Source organism: Polymorphobacter fuscus (assembly GCF_011927825.1).
In the GTDB taxonomy this organism is placed as follows: domain Bacteria; phylum Pseudomonadota; class Alphaproteobacteria; order Sphingomonadales; family Sphingomonadaceae; genus Sandarakinorhabdus; species Sandarakinorhabdus fusca.
Map to the genome: position 1 here is coordinate 871,668 of NZ_JAATJI010000001.1, position 16,129 is coordinate 887,796.

Here is a 16,129-nt window from a genome sequence, read left to right on the forward strand (position 1 = left end):
GCACGGTTGCCGCCTCGCCCCCGGCCCCGCTATGACGGACGGCAATTCCGGTCAAAGGCGTGTCGATGGCGATTGTTCGTGGTTTCTGGCGGGTGCTGGTCGGGGTCAAGGATCTGCTGGTCCTCATTCTCCTGCTGCTGTTCTTCGTCGGCATCTGGTCGCTGCTCAATGGTCGTGCCCCGGCGCAGATGCCCAATGGTGCCGCCCTGGTTCTCGACATGGATGGCGCCATCGTCGACCAGGCCGCCGAACAATCGCCCTTTCAGGCGCTGACCGGCAGCGACATCGGCGCCCAGCGCGAAGTGCGCGACTATATCCGCGCCATCGACACCGCGGCCGGTGACAACCGCATCCGGGCGCTGGTTCTCGATCTCGACACCTTCGTCGGCGCCGGCCAGGCCAATCTCCAGTCGGTCGGCGCGGCGTTGCAACGCTTCCGCCGCACCGGCAAGCCGATAAACGCCTATGCCACTGCCTATACCGACGACGGCTATTACCTCGCCGCCCAGGCCGGCAAGGTCTGGCTCAACCCGCTCGGCGGCGTGCTGCTGACAGGCCCCGGCGGCAGCAACCTCTATTTCAAGGCCGCGCTCGACAAGCTCGACATCGACATCAACGTCTTCCGCGTCGGCACCTACAAGGCCGCCGTCGAACCCTTCACCCGCACCGCGGCATCGCCCGAAGCGCGCGCCGCCGAACAGGCGCTGCTCGACACGCTCTGGCAAAGCTGGCTTGGCGATGTCCAGGCGGCGCGTCCCGGCACCGACGTGGCGGCGTTCATCGCCCAGCTGCCGCAACGCCTCGGCGCCGCCGGCGGAGACCAGGCCAAGGCCGCGCTCGACGCCAAGCTGGTCGATGTCATCGCCACCCGCGGCGCCTTCAACGACGCCATGGTCAAGCTGGTCGGCGAAGGCGAGCAGCGCCGCTTCGGCACCTACAAGGGCGTGACGATGGATCGCTATCTCGCATCCCAGGCGTCGCTGCTCCCTTCGACGGGCGACGCTGTCGGAATCGTCTATGTCACCGGCAATATCGTCGACGGCGAGGCGCCGCGCGGGACCGCCGGCGCCACGACCATCGCCCGCGCCGTCGCCCGCGCTGTCTCGGACAACGACGACATCAAGGCGCTGGTCGTGCGGATCGATTCCGGCGGTGGTTCGGTCCTCGCCAGCGAAGAGATTCGCCAGGCGCTGATCGATGCCAAGAAGGACGGCCTGCCCGTCGTCGCCTCCTTCGGGCCGGTCGCGGCGTCGGGCGGCTATTGGGTCGCCACCGCTGCGGACGAAATCTATGCCCAGCCGTCGACCATCACCGGCTCCATCGGCGTGTTCGCGATCATCCCCAGTTTCGATCGGGCGCTGGAGCGGATCGGCGTCGCCGCCGATGGCGTCAAGACGACGCCCTATTCCGGAGAACCCAATGTCCTGGGCGGCATCGGACCCGAAACCCGGGTTGTCCTGCAAAGCGGGGTGGAAGATGTCTACCGCCGCTTCACCACCCTTGTCGGCGCGGCCCGCAAGCTGCCCGTGGCCCAGGTCGACAGCATCGGCCAGGGCCGGGTCTGGGCTGGGTCGACGGCGCAGCAGTTGAAGCTGGTCGATCACATGGGCGGGCTTGATGCCGCCGTCGCTGCCGCCGCGCGCCGCGCCGGGTTGAAGAACAAGCCGCGGACCATCGACATCGAGCGCCCCGGCTCACCGCTCGGTCAGCTCATCAGCGCCTTTGTCGGTCCCGGCGAAGAACAGGACCAGGTCGCGCGCGACCCCTTCGCGAAGATCGTCGCCGGCTCGCGCATGCGCCTCCTCGCCGCGATCGGGGATGTCCGTGTCATCGCCGATGGCCCCACCATGCAGGCCGCCTGCCTCGAATGCGCCGGCCAGGGCTCCCCCCGCCCGGCTGCCGCCGCGCGGACCGGAAGCTGGCTGGCCCGGCTGGCACTGCGCTGAAACCTTGTCCTGCCAGCGGAAGGCGAACGCTACAGCGGTATTCGATCAGACTGGATCAAAACCGCAGGTTGTGAAGCGCGCGTCGCCAGTTTCGGTCAGAAAACACTAAATGTGAACCTGCTAGCATTGTTTTCCGATCCAGCGTGCAGTATCACAAGCGAAAGTAAGGCACCAGCTAGCAGTGAGGCATAAGCCTCATTATTGTTATTCAAGCTGCGACGAATCTATTGTGAAGATTAACTGAACTCACAAAAAATAAAAGACGCCTGTAATGGAGCCGGATTTGCTCCTTCATCACCGATACACCCATGCTTAGCGTTGCCGACAGCCGCTTGCCAAACCGAGCCAGAATGTCCAACATACGGGGAGGTAAGATTGGGGGCAATCGGTGACAACTGCCGCAATTCCGGGGATATTAAGGCCCGAACTTTTCGCGGCTTTAGCTCTGTTGGCAGAGCCGGCCCCAGCACGGAAGTGGTCGGATGCTGCCACCTGCGCAAACCCGGTCGCGGAGCTTTGAGATGGCCGATATCGAGGGACCCGTCCTTATCGATCCCTGGGACAAGGACGGCCTCGCGCTCGACCGGCTCGACCCGCTGCCCGCGCTGCCATTTCGATATCCCGATGGCTGGATGCGGCCGATAGAGCTGCGGATCCTATACACGCTGGCGCGCCGCAGCGCCGGACCGGTGCTGGAGGTGGGCTCGTGGATCGGCCGCTCCAGCAGTGCTATCGCAGCCGGGCTGCGCGATGGCGTGTGCGATCCGAAGCCTGTCTACGACATCATCGATTTCGGCCCTTGTTCGGCCGCGGAATGGCAGCAGCGCTTCGGCCAAAAGCTCAACATAGAGATGGGCGGCGGGCATGTCGCCGCGGCGGTGCTGCATCCGGGCGGGTCGATGGCGGTGCTGATCGACAATATGCGGCGCAACGATTTGCTCGGCCACGTTACCAGTATCATCCGCGGGGATGTTCTGGAGACGCCGCTTGGGCGTCGCTACGGCATGATCTTCTGCGATGCGGTACATGGCGAGGTCGAAGCCAAGCGCACCATGCCGGCCATCGCCGCGCTCGCCGCGGAGCGCGCGCTGTTCGTGTTCGACGACGTCACTACTGAGGCCTTTGCCGACACAATCTGCAGCTACCTCAAGCCGGTGCGGCGCTTCCTGCTTTCCGGCAAGGATACCTATGGCAAGCTGCTGGTGGTCGAACACCACGCGCCGGCCGCCCCGGCCAAGCCAGCAGGCTCCGCGCCACGGCCGGTGCCATCGCTTGAGACGGCCCGCCAACGCCGCGCCGCCGCCGGCGCGATCTGGCGCGACACCTTCGCTGCTCATGGCATCGAGCGCTCCGTCATCCTCGCGAGCACCTTCCGATCGGGCAGCACCTACGTATCGTCGCTTCTGGCTGCCAATGGCCTGCCCGGCCTAAGCCACGAACGCTTCGCCGATGCCTGGCGCCACATTGTCGATCCGCCGGGCGAGGCCTTCGGCGCTTTCCTGAACACCGCGCTGTCAGACGCGCACGGAGGCTGCTTCGCTACCAAGCTGATGTGGCCGCACCTTGCCCGACTGGCCGAGGCAACCGGCCATGGCCGGGACGAGGCTGCGGATCTCGGCGCGTTGTTCAGACCTGCGCGCTGGATCCAAGTCTGCCGGGCCGACAAGGTGGCGCAGGCCGTCTCTTTCTGGCGCGCCAAGATGACGGGCCGCTGGCAGGTCTACGCCACGGAGGCCGAGCCGGAACCTGAGTATGATTTCCTGGCCATTCGCAACGCGCTGCACGAGATCGAGCTCGGTGACCGGCTGTGGGACGACTTCTTCGCTCGCGCCGGCATCGAACCGTTGCGCGTGACTTACGAGGCGCTAGTGGCAGACTTGCCCGGCGGCCTGTCTGAGTTGCTGAGTGCGCTCGGCCTACCGGCAGAGGTGCCGGCCGAGCGCGTTGGGCTGCGCCGCCAGCGGGACAGCTATTCCAAGGCGCTACAAGAGCGCTTCCTGGGAGATTTCTATCGTGTGTGAGCGGAGGCGACCGCGGGGCATAGCGAGCGCAAGGCAGTGCCGCCATTTTGAACGATCAACGTCGCAAGTTCAAATGCGAGGCGTCAAAACGGATCAGGGATCGCGGCGTGAAGATGGCGCAGGCGGCGGCGCTCTGGATCTTTACAACAACGTTTGCGCAAGTGAGTCAGTGACTGTGGCGCCGATCATGGCGGGAGGTTTCCAGAGCACGGCCGGAGCAGTTGGAGGTCGGACGGCTTCACCCTGAAAGCGCAAAAATGAGAGCTGGACGCGACATTATAAGAAAGCCGCGACCTATCTTGCGAAAGAACCGGTATGAAGTTCGGGATCTTCGCGAAACATCGAGGGGGCTGGCCGATAGCATGGATCTGCGACACACTCGATGTCTCGCCCAGCGGGTTTGACGCTTGGCTGGGCCGTGCGCCCAGTGCGCGTTCCGCAGTGACATGATACTGGGCGCCAGCGGCGCACCAGCTTCATGCCAGCTAATCCAGCCCATCCGCATATCTATAAAATCGGCAGAAGCTCAATGCCGACTTGCGTGCATCCCGATATTGCAGTCTGAAACTACTATCTGACGACCGTGACTTCACCAGACCGATTGCCGATGGAACTCGTTTGCGTCCGATCCTGCCAGTCGGGGAGGTTTTTGGCCATAACGTATTTACCACATTCGTTCGCCGTTGACACTGCGTAGTCCTGCAGCAATCATTACTGTCCAGCGGGGGCAATAAGCATGTGGACGGTGATTTTGCGCTCAGTCGCCGATGGTCTTCCACAACGACGCTCTCTTGCTGGTCAATGGCCGGGAACCATTCAGCCCGCGCGTTCGCGGAACGCAGGGCGCAGCGGCGGCCTTTCGCAGGCATGGCCTGACCGGGTAGTTCAGTCTGAAAGCTCTGACCTGATGGTAGCGACGTGACGCCCCATCGTCCGCTGCTGCTTGACGTGACGAGGCCACTTGCACTTGCGTGGACAGGACGCAATCCGACCGGGATTGATCGGGTCTGCGATGCCTACGCACGACACTATCGGACCCGGGCTCACGCGGTCGTTCAGCATCGAGGCGTTCTTCGCGTTCTGGATGAGCCGCTATCGGACGCGATATTTGATCTGCTTGCTGAACGCGCCAGAAATTTCCGTTGGCAGCTGACGCGGTTGGCGCCGCGTATCATGCTGACCGGCGTCAAGGCAGAGCATTGCTCGGGCAAGGTCTATCTCAATGTCGGCCATACCGACTTTGACCTCCCTGGCCACTGGCGCTGGATAAAGTCTTCCAACGTCAAAGCATATTACATGCTGCACGACTTGATTCCGGTCAAACACCCCAATCTGACGCGCCCCCATGCAGTGCGCAGGCACTCGGCCAGGGTGACATGTGCCCTGAAGAACGCGGATGGAATAATCGCCAACTCTCAGGCGACATTGACAGAATTGGCGCATTTCGCTTCGCGGCAGGCGTTGGCGATGCCGTCAGTTGTGGTTGCCCACCTTGGGGTGGATCATATCCCGCAGAAGGCGGCGCCGCCCTACGAGGCTGGCGAGCACTTTGTGTGCTTGAACACAATCGAACCTCGAAAAAATCACCTGCTCCTGTTGCGTGTTTGGCAAAAGTTGATTGCTGCAGGCGCAGGCAATGTTCCAAGGCTGGTGTTGATCGGTCGATGGGGTCTCCATTCCGAGAAGATACAGCAAATGTTGCGCAGCGATCCGCGCCTGAACCAACACGTCACTGTGCTGGCCAACTGCGAGGACGCCCAAACCTTCCGCTTGATACGGTCCGCGAGCGCTGTTCTCGTCCCTTCAATGGCAGAAGGCTATGGGCTGCCGTTAGCCGAAGCAATGGCACTGGGCATCCCTGTGATTGCCAGCGATCTGCCATGCTTTCGCGAAATTGGCGATGCCATACCGCTACTTGTCCCTGCGACTGACGAAGGCGCATGGCAAACAGCGATCACTGAGTTCATGAGGAGCAAGAAAGAGGCTGCAAGGCAACGAAATTTGCTGCAGTTCCATCGGCCCAAAAGCTGGAATGAGCATTTTGGTCTGGTCGATCGACTGATCGCCGGCATCCCCTCGAGCCGCCCGGACGCAACTGGCGTCGCGACGCTGCATCGTTCCAATCCTGTTTTGAGAGCAAGCCTGCCCGTTCGGGACATACCCGACAGACAGGCAGCGCGACAGTGAACGACATGCCTATAAAGCAGGTCTTGTCGGCCACCGATGGCGGCTCGGTCGCCTTGTCTGACCCGCGACGGTCCGTGCGGCATAAACCATTCTTCATGAAACGGCTTTTTCTTGTCGCGGTCGTGCTGCCGACGTCGATAGCGGGCCTTTATTTCGGCATCTTTGCGAGCGACGTGTACATATCGGACTCCCATTTTGTCGTCCGCAGCCCCGCGCGTCAGGCGGACTCACCATTGGGCGTCATTCTCAGTGCAGGCGGCTTTGCGGGAGCAAGCGAAGAGTCGAGTGCAGTGCTGGAATATGTGCGATCGCGCGACGCACTCGCTCAAACCGATAGCGATGGACTGCTCACCCGGGCTTTCTCGGCGACATCGGTATCGTGGTTCGATCGTTTTGGCACCTTATTAAGAGGTAGCACTCGCGAGCACCTGTTCGATTTCTACCTCGGCAAGGTCTCGATCGAGAACGACAGTGCACTTCAGGTCACGCGCCTGGCAGTCAAGGCTTACACTGCTACGGACGCCCAGGAGATAAATCGGCGTTTGCTCGTGCAGGCAGAAAAGCTTGTCAATCGTTTGGCTGAGCGAGCCCGGGACGACGCCATAACAGTTGCTGCATCCGAAGTGCGTGATGCCCAAGCGGTTGCCAGGTCGGCGGCCCTCGCTCTGTCAAGGTTTCGCGGTCGGGAAGGGATTCTCGATCCAGCACAGGAGGCCGATGTTCGTCTCCAGATGGTGTCGAAGCTGCAGGATCAATTGGTTGCCGCACGGACCCAGCTCCAGCAGCTGCAAACCTTTACCCCACAAGCGACGCAGATCCCGTTCCTTCGCACGCGGATAAAGTCACTCGAACGCGAAATCGCCGAACAGACCGGTAGCATCGCGGGCGGCCAAACTTCACTGTCGTTGACAGCCGTCAAATACCAACAGCTTAGGCTGGAAAACGACCTCGCTGAAAAGCGGCTCGCAGCAGCGCTTGGATCACTTGAGGAAGCCCGCGCGGAAGCCAGGCGAAAGCGCGCCTATGTCGAGCGGATCTCCGAGCCGAGCCTGCCGGATTATCCCCGAGAGCCACGGCGGATGAGAGGCGTGGTTGCTACCCTGCTATTGGGCCTGTTGGTGTGGGGCGTGCTGTCAGCGCTCGTCGCGGGCGTCAAAGAGCATCGCGACTGATGGCTAGAGCTACCCCCATCGTTCGCGACGCAAGTCTTCGCCTTAGCTGGCAAGTGCAGTTGCGCGTTCTCGGTGCCCTGCTGATGCGCGAAACACTGACGCGCTATGGGCGGCACAACATCGGGTTTCTCTGGCTGTTCGTGGAGCCCATGATCTTCACGCTTGGCGTGACTGCGCTTTGGACGCTTTCAAAGTCCGTGCATGGCAGTGACCTCCCGATCGTGGCGTTTGCCCTTACCGGCTATTCCAGTGTCTTGCTGTGGCGCAACATGCCAGGACGCTGCATTGGCGCGCTGAAGGGCAACCTGGCACTGATGTATCATCGCAACGTCAAAGTTCTCGATATTTATCTGGCACGGGTAATCTTGGAATTTGCCGGTGCGACAATGTCGTTTTCTGCGCTGGGAACATTATTCATCAGCCTTGGCATCCTCGAGCCTCCGCAGGACTTTCTCAAGGTGGTCGCCGGCTGGTTGTTACTGGCCTGGTTCGGGGCCGCTCTAGCGATTTTTCTTGGCGCGCTGTCGCATCGCAGCGAGCTGGTCGACAAGATCTGGCACCCCGCGGCTTATCTGCTGTTTCCGCTCTCGGGGTCTGCATTCCTCGTCGCAGCATTGCCGCAGGGCGCCCAGGAAATTGTCCTCTACATTCCTACCGTGCACGGCATTGAGCTGGTGCGCGAAGGCTGGTTCGGTGATCGCGCGCGCGCGATCTACGATCTTGGATACTTCATCCCGTTCACGCTGGTGCTTAGCGCCCTTGCAATGTTGCAAGTGCGACGGATCGCGCGCTTCGTGGTGCCGGAATGATCCGGGTACGCAACGTGCACAAGACATACCGAACGGGGTTTGGTACCAATCACGTTCTTGACGATGTCAGTTTTGACCTCGCCATGGGCGAAAAGCTTGGCATCCTCGGTCGCAATGGTGCGGGCAAATCAACCCTTGTGCGTTTGGTCAGCGGGGCCGAGCAGCCGAACGAAGGCTATATTGAGCGCAACATGTCCGTGTCATGGCCCCTAGCATTCGGAGGCGCTTTCCAACCGGATTTGACTGGACGCGACAATGTCCGTTTCATCAGCCGTCTTTACGACCAGGACTTCGAACGTAACTTGGCGTTCGTCAAGGACTTCGCAGAGCTTGGTCCGTATCTGCGCGAGCCCGTGCGCAGCTACTCCTCCGGCATGCGAGCGCGGCTGGCCTTCGCAATTTCGATGATTATCGAATTCGATTGTTTCTTGATTGACGAGGTCGGTGCCGTTGGTGACGCGCGATTTCATGACCGTTGCAATTTCGAACTCTTCACCCGGCGGGCGGACCGCGCGATGATCATCATTTCGCACGATGCCGCCTATGTTCGTGATCACTGCAATCGCTTTGGCATTCTGCACGACGCCAAACTGCAACTCTACGACGATTTCGAAGTCGCTTACGCGATTTTCAAGGATTTAATCGGTTGGAAGCCACCGCCCGGGTGGCCGTTTGTGGAGCCCGCAACCGCGTGAATACGGTGCCCAACCCTGGCCGCCTTCGGCTTGTTGATGTTCGATCGGGAGCGTCGTCGCTCGCGTCGCCCGTCTCGCAACCTTGCAGCCAGGCCCAGATGGTCGAGCCGACCTATGCTTACTGGTGCGAGCGGATCCACGAGGTGCCGCGTTTCCACCGCAAGCAGTGGGAATTCTGCTATATTCTGCAAGCGCTCGCGCACTACGGCGCGATGCGGCCTGGCGCGCGTGGCCTGGGTTTTGGCGTCGGCGAAGAGCCTCTGCCTGCGGTGTTGGCCGCTCATGGTGTTGCCGTGGTCGCGACCGATCTCGAACCCATCAGGGCCCGCGAGCTGGGCTGGGTAGATACCGAACAGCACGCGCACAGCAAGGAAATGCTCAACAGTCGCAATATTTGTGAGCCGGTTGTGTTCAATCAACTTGTCGAGTTTCAGCATGCCGACATGAATAGGATCGATTGCGATTTAAGGGATTTCGATCTTTGCTGGTCGTCTTGCGCTCTCGAACATCTGGGATCTATAGAGCAAGGTTTGCGTTTTATCCAAAAATCGCTTGATTGCCTGAAACCTGGCGGCATTGCAGTACACACCACCGAATATAATTGCTATTCCGATACGGTAACACTCGACAATGATTCCACCGTGCTGTTCCGACGTAGTGACTTCATGGCACTAGCGGAGAGGCTGGGTGATGCCGGCCATAAGTTGGCGTTCAATTTTGATCTGGGCGACAAACCGCTCGATGTCCACATTGATTTGCCGCCCTATGCGCCGGACAACCATCTCAAATTGGCACTTGCCGGCTATGTCACGACGTCATTCGGCATCATCGTCCGCAAGAAGGGGATAAACGAATGATCGCGCTGGGCGCCAAGAAACTGGGTCAGAGGCCCGGGCCCGACGCCGCCTCAGCTCCTGCCGGAGCGGCAACCGCCCCGGTGACACAAAACAGGACTCGTTTCGATGCGGCAACACGCGCCGAGGCAATTCACCTTGACCATATCGGAGCCGCCACAGATTCGGAGTTTCAGACCCTTGCGGCATCGGCAGACTCCGCGCGCGACGCGCGACGCTGGGCCGATGCCGAATATCATTACTGGCGGGCCCTGGAACTTTATCCGTTCCATTCAGGATATCGCATTCAATACGCCCACGTCATCAAGGAACAGGGCAAATTGGATTGGGCCGAAGTCCATTATCGCAGCGCCGTGGCCGAAGGTGCGCAGTCCAGTCTTGTTGATGAGCATTTGCTGTTTGTGGCCCAGCGCAACGGCGCAACATTTGCACGGGACAGCAAGCTCGATCTCGAGGTGGCGCAATTTGAGGCGCCGCCGACTTTTCACGACATCCAAACGCTCGCATGGCTGTTCTGGCACCACAGCGAGATCAACGCCCATGATGCGCTCGCTGTCCTGCGCGCGTGCGCGAGCAACCGGGACGTCGCGCTGGCGATGATCCGCCATCCTCGGTTTGTCGAACACAACCGGTCGTTTCTTGAAATCATGCGGGGGTGAACGTGCTCCAGCCTTTTGCATCCGCCTCGGTGATCATCAACACGTACAACCGTGGCAAATATCTTAACGATGCGATTGCTGCGCTGCGCGGCCTCGATTACCCTGAATTCGAAGTCATCGTCGTCAATGGCCCCTCGACGGATGACAGTGCGGACGTGATTGCCGGCTGGGGCGACGCGATCAAGGCGCTCGACTGCGCCGATGCCAACCTTTCGATGTCACGCAACATTGGCGTTGCCGCAGCGGCCGGTGATTTCATCTGCTTCATGGACGATGATGCCGCCCCCCACCCGCAATGGCTCAGGCGGCTGGCCATTTCCTACCGGGATCCTGAAATAGGCGGCGTCGGCGGCTACACGCTCGACAATACCGGCGTGCGCTGGCAGGTCCGTAAGACCGTCTGCGATCGCTATGGCAATGCCCATAATGTCACCGCCTTTTTCGACGAGCGTACGCTCAATCGACCCGGCACGCCATTTTATCCCAGTTTGCTGGGCACCAACAGCTCGTTCCGCGCAAGCGCACTGAAGGCCATCGGCGGCTTTGACGAAACTTTTGCCTATCTGCTTGATGAAACCGATGTGTGCTTAAGGCTCATCGATGCCGGCTGGAAACTTGTTTATGAACCGACCGCCCTGATCTACCACCAGTTTGCCGAAAGCCATATTCGATCGAACGAAAAGGTCGCGCGTACGCTGCTGCCATCGGCTGTTTCAAAATCCTATTTCATCATGCGCCATGGTGGCCGCGCGAACATCGAAAAGGCTGCTGCAGAGATCGAGCGCTATCGCAAGGAGATTTCGGACGCGAACCGATGGCTGGCCGAAAACGGCAAGATCAGCGAGCGCCATCGGTTTTCGCTCGACGAAGATCTGGTCCAGGGGATCGCCGATGGCCAGCGTCTTGCATCGAGCCGGGGCCACAAAGTCGATGGCGACCTCGCCCCGGCACCGGCACCACCGTTCCACGCCTTCCCGCAACCGCATGTGCGGCGTATCGCCTTGGTGTCCCAAGGCTTTCCGCCTGCCAGTGAATCGGGCATCGCCCGCTGGACGGCAATGGTGGCAGCAGGTTTGGTTGCCCGCGGGCACCATGTCCACGTCCTGACCAAGGCGGAAGGCGAGCACGAAACCGTTGTGTTTCGGGATGGCCAATGGGTGCACGCCTTGCTCCCCGACCATGAAAACGCCGCTCCGAATGTGGAGGCATATGCAATCCCGGGCAACCTCGCAGCCTGGGGAACGCGCGTCTGGCGCGAGGTGCAGTATCTCAAGTCCTTCGGGCTCGAAATTGTCTCGTTCCCGATCTGGGACCTGGAAGGCCTGCCGCTGATCGATGATCCGGACATCCGCACATTGGTCAGTCTCCACACCACCTATGCTATGGCGCTGCCGTTCAAACCGGAATGGAACGAGCGCCCCCTCTACAAGCATCATTTCGTCGACAAGGTTATCGCTGCCGAAAAGGCATTGTTCGAACGCGCGCCGCTGCTCCTGGCAAACAGCGGGGCCATAGTTGCCGCGATCGAGGAACGCTACGCCGTTGCGATCGCCGACCGAGCGCCGATCGTCCCGCACGGCACGCCCGATCCACTCGTGACCCGCGCCGACGCCGCCCGAGCCCGTAACGTTGCCCTGCTCGCGGGCGACCGCTTGCGCGTGCTCTATGTCGGCCGGTTCGAGCCCCGCAAGGGCTTCGATATCGCCATCGACGTCGCGCAGCGGTTGCAGGGCCAGCCCTCCATAGAGATGCACTTCATCGGCGACGTCCTTGACGCAGTGCATCGCGACATGATCCAGCAGGCCGGTGCCGGATCGATCTTGGAAAGTGATCGCGTGCATTTCCTTGGCACCGTTGCGCGGGACGCGCTCGATGATGCCTATGTGCGGGCGGACCTGGTGCTTATGCCGAGCCGCTTCGAGTCCTTTGGACTGGTCGCCATCGAGGCTATGGCAGCGGGCCGGCCGGTGCTCGCCCTTCAGTCGGGCGGGCTTGCCGAGGTCGCAACCGCTGCCAACGGCTGCCGGAGTTGGCCCGATTCATCAGACGTCGCCGCCCACTTTACCGCGGAAATATGCGCGCTCGACGCCGATCGCGCCACACTCCATCACTGTGGTCGACAAGCGCGCGCGGCGTTTGAGGCGGCGTATTCGGTCGCCGCAATGGCCGCCGGAATCGAACAGGTCTACGAGCGCCTGCTCGGCTCCGGAGAGGCAGCACTCGAGACCACCGATGCATGACAGGAGGCCATGTGACATGTCGATTGAACCGCAGAGGCTGCGGGCCGCCATCCAGCTTGTTTCAGGTTCGGCGCCCCTGGAAACTGAATGCGCTCGGCTCGGCCGGACGCTGGGGGTGATTGAAGAAGTCCTGCCCTGGCTGGTGCTTCGCTGCAATGCCTTCGAAGATGCGCCTGCATTTGCCACGAGTTTCAGCACCGAGGCAAAACGCGTCGCGCTTCCCGCGACGCGGCGACAAACGTCGCGGGTCAGCAGCGTGGCTCGCCTGAACGCAGAGCGGCACGTCGAAGCTGCGCTCGGAACTCTGATAGCGGATAATATTACACGCAGAGAAATTGCAACGGCTGCCGAGGAACAGGTCGCAACCCTTGCTGGATTAAGTGAGTATCCCGGAGTGTTATCATATATATATTATCGTAAGTTGGCCTAATTCTAATACTTCCGCAATATCGGTGGCTGTGATTTGGAGAACGCTGTTGGACATCGATCAGGAAATAAAGAGCCTCCGAAAAGAGCTTGCAGAGGTGAAGGAGTTTGCGCGGCAGACGCGTGGTCTTGTTGGACCATTCGGTGTTCCGATGCCCGATGGCTCGATGCTCACCCAGACAATACACGGATTGATATATTACATCGACCCCACAGACACGATCATGGCACCTCAGATGATGGTGTATCGACAATGGGAGGCCGAACTCAGCTCTCTCATTGATATGCTTTTATATGACGCGACAACCTTTGTTGATGTAGGAGCCAATTTCGGATACTTCACATGCCTCGGGGCAAAAAGGCTTGCAGGTCGGCCAGGCGCCAGTGTTTTGGCAATCGAACCCAATCCGCATCTCGTTAAACTGCTACGGCGAAATTCCGAAATTAACTGGTCATTGGCTCCCATACGCGTCATCGAGGCCGCTGCAGGCGAGGAGCCAGGCAACGTCACACTGTTCGTTCCCCATGAGCACGGTGCAAACGGCGGCTTAACGAGCCGAGCAAAATCCGACAAACACAAAGTACCCATGGTCAAAATCGACGATATCATTGACGAAGGACAATCGGTCGATGTCATGAAGATCGATGTCGAAGGACATGAGCTTCGCGTCTTGAAAGGCGCGGAATCTGTTATCGGACGAAGTCCCAATATCAAGATAATTGTTGAATGGTCTCCGGGACAAATGCGCGAAGCTGGAATTTCGCATACAGATGTCAGTGACTTTATGCAAAAAGGAGGACTTACCCCTTTTCTCGCGCGGAAAACGATTAGCGAACCTATAAGTTGGGAGAAGTTGAACAATCTCGGATACGACAACATTCTTTTCCAAAAGAGTCCGGAGTTGTGACCAGAACTTGCCGATAATGGGCTTCTAGAGTGAAATGTCATATGGTTTTCACAATATGAACAAAGATGAGTTTCGCAATGTCTTTCTTAATCACGACATACACTCAAGTGTAATAGTCGCGAGCACATTCCGATCTGGCAGCACATTCGTTTCTGAGTTGCTGGCAAAAAATGGCGCTCCCGGGCTTGGTCAGGAAAGATTTAATATCATTGGTGGGGACAGTTGCCCGGATCTACGGACGTACATGTCCAATATGTTGGCGCCCTTCCGTGGTTCACAGTTTCCAACCAAGATTATGTGGCCTCATCGTAACAATCTCGCGCGCGTCCTAGGCATAAGTCGCGCAAATTCATCACAATTTAGCGGGCTTTTTCCTGATGCAAAATGGATCCATGTTTACAGAGATGACATATTCATGCAGGCTATTTCGATGTGGCGCGCTAAAAAATCAGGAAGATGGCATGTCTATGCGCGTGATCAATCCTCTGAACCCGCTATTGAATACGATTTCGACGCAATAGATGATTGTATTTGGGAGCTGGCTCTTCACAATCGTCTTTGGCAAGATTTTTTTACGATAAGCGGGATCGTACCGTACGAAGTAAACTATGAGGCTATCGTAAATGACGTAAAACTGGTTCTAGTTCCGTTGTTGGACCATCTCGGGCTGGACAGTAGCAATCCCGTAATATATGTCCCGTTACGAAAGCAAGGAGACGATTTAACGCGTGAATTCCGGGATCGGTTGATGGAAGATCTGTTTCGGATTGGTCGATAGTCACACATTTTTTTATTTAAGTATTAAGTTTGTTGTTCGGGTCGGGCCACTGCCGCGTTAAGGTTTCGGGCGCAGGAAATAGAGCGGGGGCGTTCTCGATGAGCAATGTGCTAATAGATGGTTATAATCTCGGGCTTGAGCGAGGCACTGGGGTTGCAACCTATGCGCGCAACCTCAGCCATGAGCTTAAGGCGCTCGGCCATCAAGTGTCGGTTCTGTACGGCAACAGAGCCGCGCCCTCGCGTGAAGCGCTGCTCCGAGAGATCGCCTTTTTCGACAGCAATGTCGGAGAACGTGACCGGTTTCTTGAAATCCTCGATCAGATGCACCGCGCGCTGGTGGGGCCGCTCGGCCACTTCGCTACATCGGTCCCGATCAGCGGTCAGGTCATCACCCGCGCCTTCAGCGCTCGTCTTCCGGCCTACGACCATATTCTCAATGCCGCCGACGTCTTCAAACGGTCGCAAAGCGCCTTCAAGCTTTGGGGTTCGATGTCTACCGTTGCCGTGCCAAAGCGGCCCGATCTTGTCCATTGGACCTATCCCGTGCCACTTCACATCAAGCGTGCGCCGAACGTCTACACGATGCACGATCTTGTGCCGCTGCGGTTGCCTTATACGACGCTTGATAAAAAGCGTACGTATCTCAAGCTGATGCGCCACATAGCAAAATGCGCGGACCACATCGTTACCGTGTCGGAATGTTCGCGGCACGACATCATCAAAATGCTCGGCATTTCCCCCAATCGGGTTACTAACACGTACCAATCAGTTTCGATCCCGGATCGCTATGCAAACAAGGAGGAGCGCCTTGTTGCCCAGGAAGTAGAGGGGGCCACGGGAGTGGGCTATAAAAACTACTTTCTGTTCTGGGGCTCGATCGAGCCCAAGAAAAATATCGGCCGGATGATTGAGGCCTATCTGGCGAGCGGTGTCGATACACCCCTTGTCATCCTTGGTGCGCAAGCATGGAAATCCGAACAGGAGCTACGGATACTCGATGACGATGTCATCCGATTTTTGACCGTAGCCGATGGCCAGATCCGGACGAAAAAGCGAGTGATCCAGCTGTCCTATGCGCCGTTCAGCCTGCTGGTCAGCCTGATACGAGGTGCTAAGGCCGCGCTGTTTCCGTCGCTATATGAAGGCTTCGGCCTGCCTGCGCTGGAGGCAATGTTGCTCGGCACGCCGGTAATCTGCTCCAACACCGCATCATTGCCCGAGGTTGTAGGTGATGCAGCTGTGATGATCGATCCTTATGATACGGCAGCGTTGTCAGCTGCGATCTGGACCGTTGACCGGGACGCCGACTTGCGAGCAGAACTCGCATCGCGCGGCGTTCGGGAAGCTGCCCGCTTCTCGCCGGAAATCTATCGCGAAAAACTGCGGGCGCTCTATTCTCGTTTCGTCTGACGCTGACCCAAGGACGCCTTCA

The 16,129-nt window shown here is 59.2% G+C and carries 13 protein-coding genes; all 13 read left to right on the forward strand.

Going from position 1 to position 16,129, the window contains the following annotated elements; all coding sequences use genetic code 11:
- Positions 1-65: 65 nt before the first annotated feature.
- Positions 66-1,946 carry a signal peptide peptidase SppA gene (gene sppA / locus GGQ62_RS04215; RefSeq protein ID WP_152576354.1) on the forward strand — a complete coding sequence of 627 codons (1,881 nt, stop codon included), beginning with the start codon at positions 66-68 and terminating at the stop codon, positions 1,944-1,946.
- A gap of 521 nt (positions 1,947-2,467) precedes the next feature.
- Positions 2,468-3,967, forward strand: coding sequence for a Stf0 family sulfotransferase (locus tag GGQ62_RS04220; protein WP_167649465.1), 1,500 nt, complete (start codon positions 2,468-2,470; stop codon positions 3,965-3,967).
- A gap of 1,173 nt (positions 3,968-5,140) precedes the next feature.
- On the forward strand, positions 5,141-6,154 hold the full coding sequence (locus tag GGQ62_RS04225) for a glycosyltransferase family 4 protein (RefSeq protein WP_152576352.1): 1,014 nt from the start codon (positions 5,141-5,143) through the stop codon (positions 6,152-6,154).
- A gap of 5 nt (positions 6,155-6,159) precedes the next feature.
- Positions 6,160-7,326 (forward strand): KpsE/RkpR family capsule polysaccharide export protein, encoded by a 1,167-nt coding sequence (locus GGQ62_RS04230; RefSeq protein WP_243446009.1) that lies wholly within the window; start codon positions 6,160-6,162, stop codon positions 7,324-7,326.
- Positions 7,326-8,135 (forward strand): ABC transporter permease, encoded by an 810-nt coding sequence (locus GGQ62_RS04235; protein WP_152576351.1) that lies wholly within the window; start codon positions 7,326-7,328, stop codon positions 8,133-8,135. The genes GGQ62_RS04230 and GGQ62_RS04235 overlap by 1 nt, the downstream gene beginning before the upstream one ends.
- On the forward strand, positions 8,132-8,830 hold the full coding sequence (locus tag GGQ62_RS04240) for an ABC transporter ATP-binding protein (protein WP_152576350.1): 699 nt from the start codon (positions 8,132-8,134) through the stop codon (positions 8,828-8,830). Before GGQ62_RS04235 ends, GGQ62_RS04240 begins: the two co-directional genes overlap by 4 nt.
- On the forward strand, positions 8,782-9,687 hold the full coding sequence (locus tag GGQ62_RS04245; protein WP_152576349.1) for an SAM-dependent methyltransferase: 906 nt from the start codon (positions 8,782-8,784) through the stop codon (positions 9,685-9,687). Before GGQ62_RS04240 ends, GGQ62_RS04245 begins: the two co-directional genes overlap by 49 nt.
- A complete protein-coding gene (locus GGQ62_RS04250) occupies positions 9,684-10,343 on the forward strand; it encodes a hypothetical protein (RefSeq protein WP_152576348.1) in 660 nt (219 codons plus the stop codon). Before GGQ62_RS04245 ends, GGQ62_RS04250 begins: the two co-directional genes overlap by 4 nt.
- Entirely contained in the window at positions 10,340-12,583 is a 2,244-nt protein-coding gene (locus tag GGQ62_RS04255; RefSeq protein ID WP_152576347.1) for a glycosyltransferase, read from the forward strand. Before GGQ62_RS04250 ends, GGQ62_RS04255 begins: the two co-directional genes overlap by 4 nt.
- A gap of 16 nt (positions 12,584-12,599) precedes the next feature.
- Positions 12,600-13,013: a hypothetical protein gene (locus tag GGQ62_RS04260; protein ID WP_152576346.1), complete on the forward strand. Its 414-nt coding sequence runs from the start codon at positions 12,600-12,602 to the stop codon at positions 13,011-13,013.
- 46 nt (positions 13,014-13,059) lie between these two features.
- Entirely contained in the window at positions 13,060-13,917 is an 858-nt protein-coding gene (locus GGQ62_RS04265) for an FkbM family methyltransferase (RefSeq protein WP_152576345.1), read from the forward strand.
- A gap of 244 nt (positions 13,918-14,161) precedes the next feature.
- On the forward strand, positions 14,162-14,695 hold the full coding sequence (locus tag GGQ62_RS04270; RefSeq protein WP_167649466.1) for a Stf0 family sulfotransferase: 534 nt from the start codon (positions 14,162-14,164) through the stop codon (positions 14,693-14,695).
- A 98-nt stretch (positions 14,696-14,793) separates the two neighbouring features.
- Positions 14,794-16,107 carry a glycosyltransferase family 4 protein gene (locus GGQ62_RS04275; RefSeq protein ID WP_152576343.1) on the forward strand — a complete coding sequence of 438 codons (1,314 nt, stop codon included), beginning with the start codon at positions 14,794-14,796 and terminating at the stop codon, positions 16,105-16,107.
- The last annotated feature ends 22 nt before the right edge of the window (positions 16,108-16,129 follow it).

What these genes read in the sequence shown, in the direction of transcription:
- sppA (WP_152576354.1), top strand. Translation starts at nt 66, where the DNA reads ATGGCGATTGTTCGTGGTTTCTGGCGGGTGCTGGTCGGGGTCAAGGAT.
- GGQ62_RS04220 (WP_167649465.1), top strand. Translation starts at nt 2,468, where the DNA reads ATGGCCGATATCGAGGGACCCGTCCTTATCGATCCCTGGGACAAGGAC.
- GGQ62_RS04225 (WP_152576352.1), top strand. Translation starts at nt 5,141, where the DNA reads ATGCTGACCGGCGTCAAGGCAGAGCATTGCTCGGGCAAGGTCTATCTC.
- GGQ62_RS04230 (WP_243446009.1), top strand. Translation starts at nt 6,160, where the DNA reads ATGCCTATAAAGCAGGTCTTGTCGGCCACCGATGGCGGCTCGGTCGCC.
- GGQ62_RS04235 (WP_152576351.1), top strand. Translation starts at nt 7,326, where the DNA reads ATGGCTAGAGCTACCCCCATCGTTCGCGACGCAAGTCTTCGCCTTAGC.
- GGQ62_RS04240 (WP_152576350.1), top strand. Translation starts at nt 8,132, where the DNA reads ATGATCCGGGTACGCAACGTGCACAAGACATACCGAACGGGGTTTGGT.
- GGQ62_RS04250 (WP_152576348.1), top strand. Translation starts at nt 9,684, where the DNA reads ATGATCGCGCTGGGCGCCAAGAAACTGGGTCAGAGGCCCGGGCCCGAC.
- GGQ62_RS04260 (WP_152576346.1), top strand. Translation starts at nt 12,600, where the DNA reads ATGTCGATTGAACCGCAGAGGCTGCGGGCCGCCATCCAGCTTGTTTCA.
- GGQ62_RS04270 (WP_167649466.1), top strand. Translation starts at nt 14,162, where the DNA reads ATGTCCAATATGTTGGCGCCCTTCCGTGGTTCACAGTTTCCAACCAAG.
- GGQ62_RS04275 (WP_152576343.1), top strand. Translation starts at nt 14,794, where the DNA reads ATGAGCAATGTGCTAATAGATGGTTATAATCTCGGGCTTGAGCGAGGC.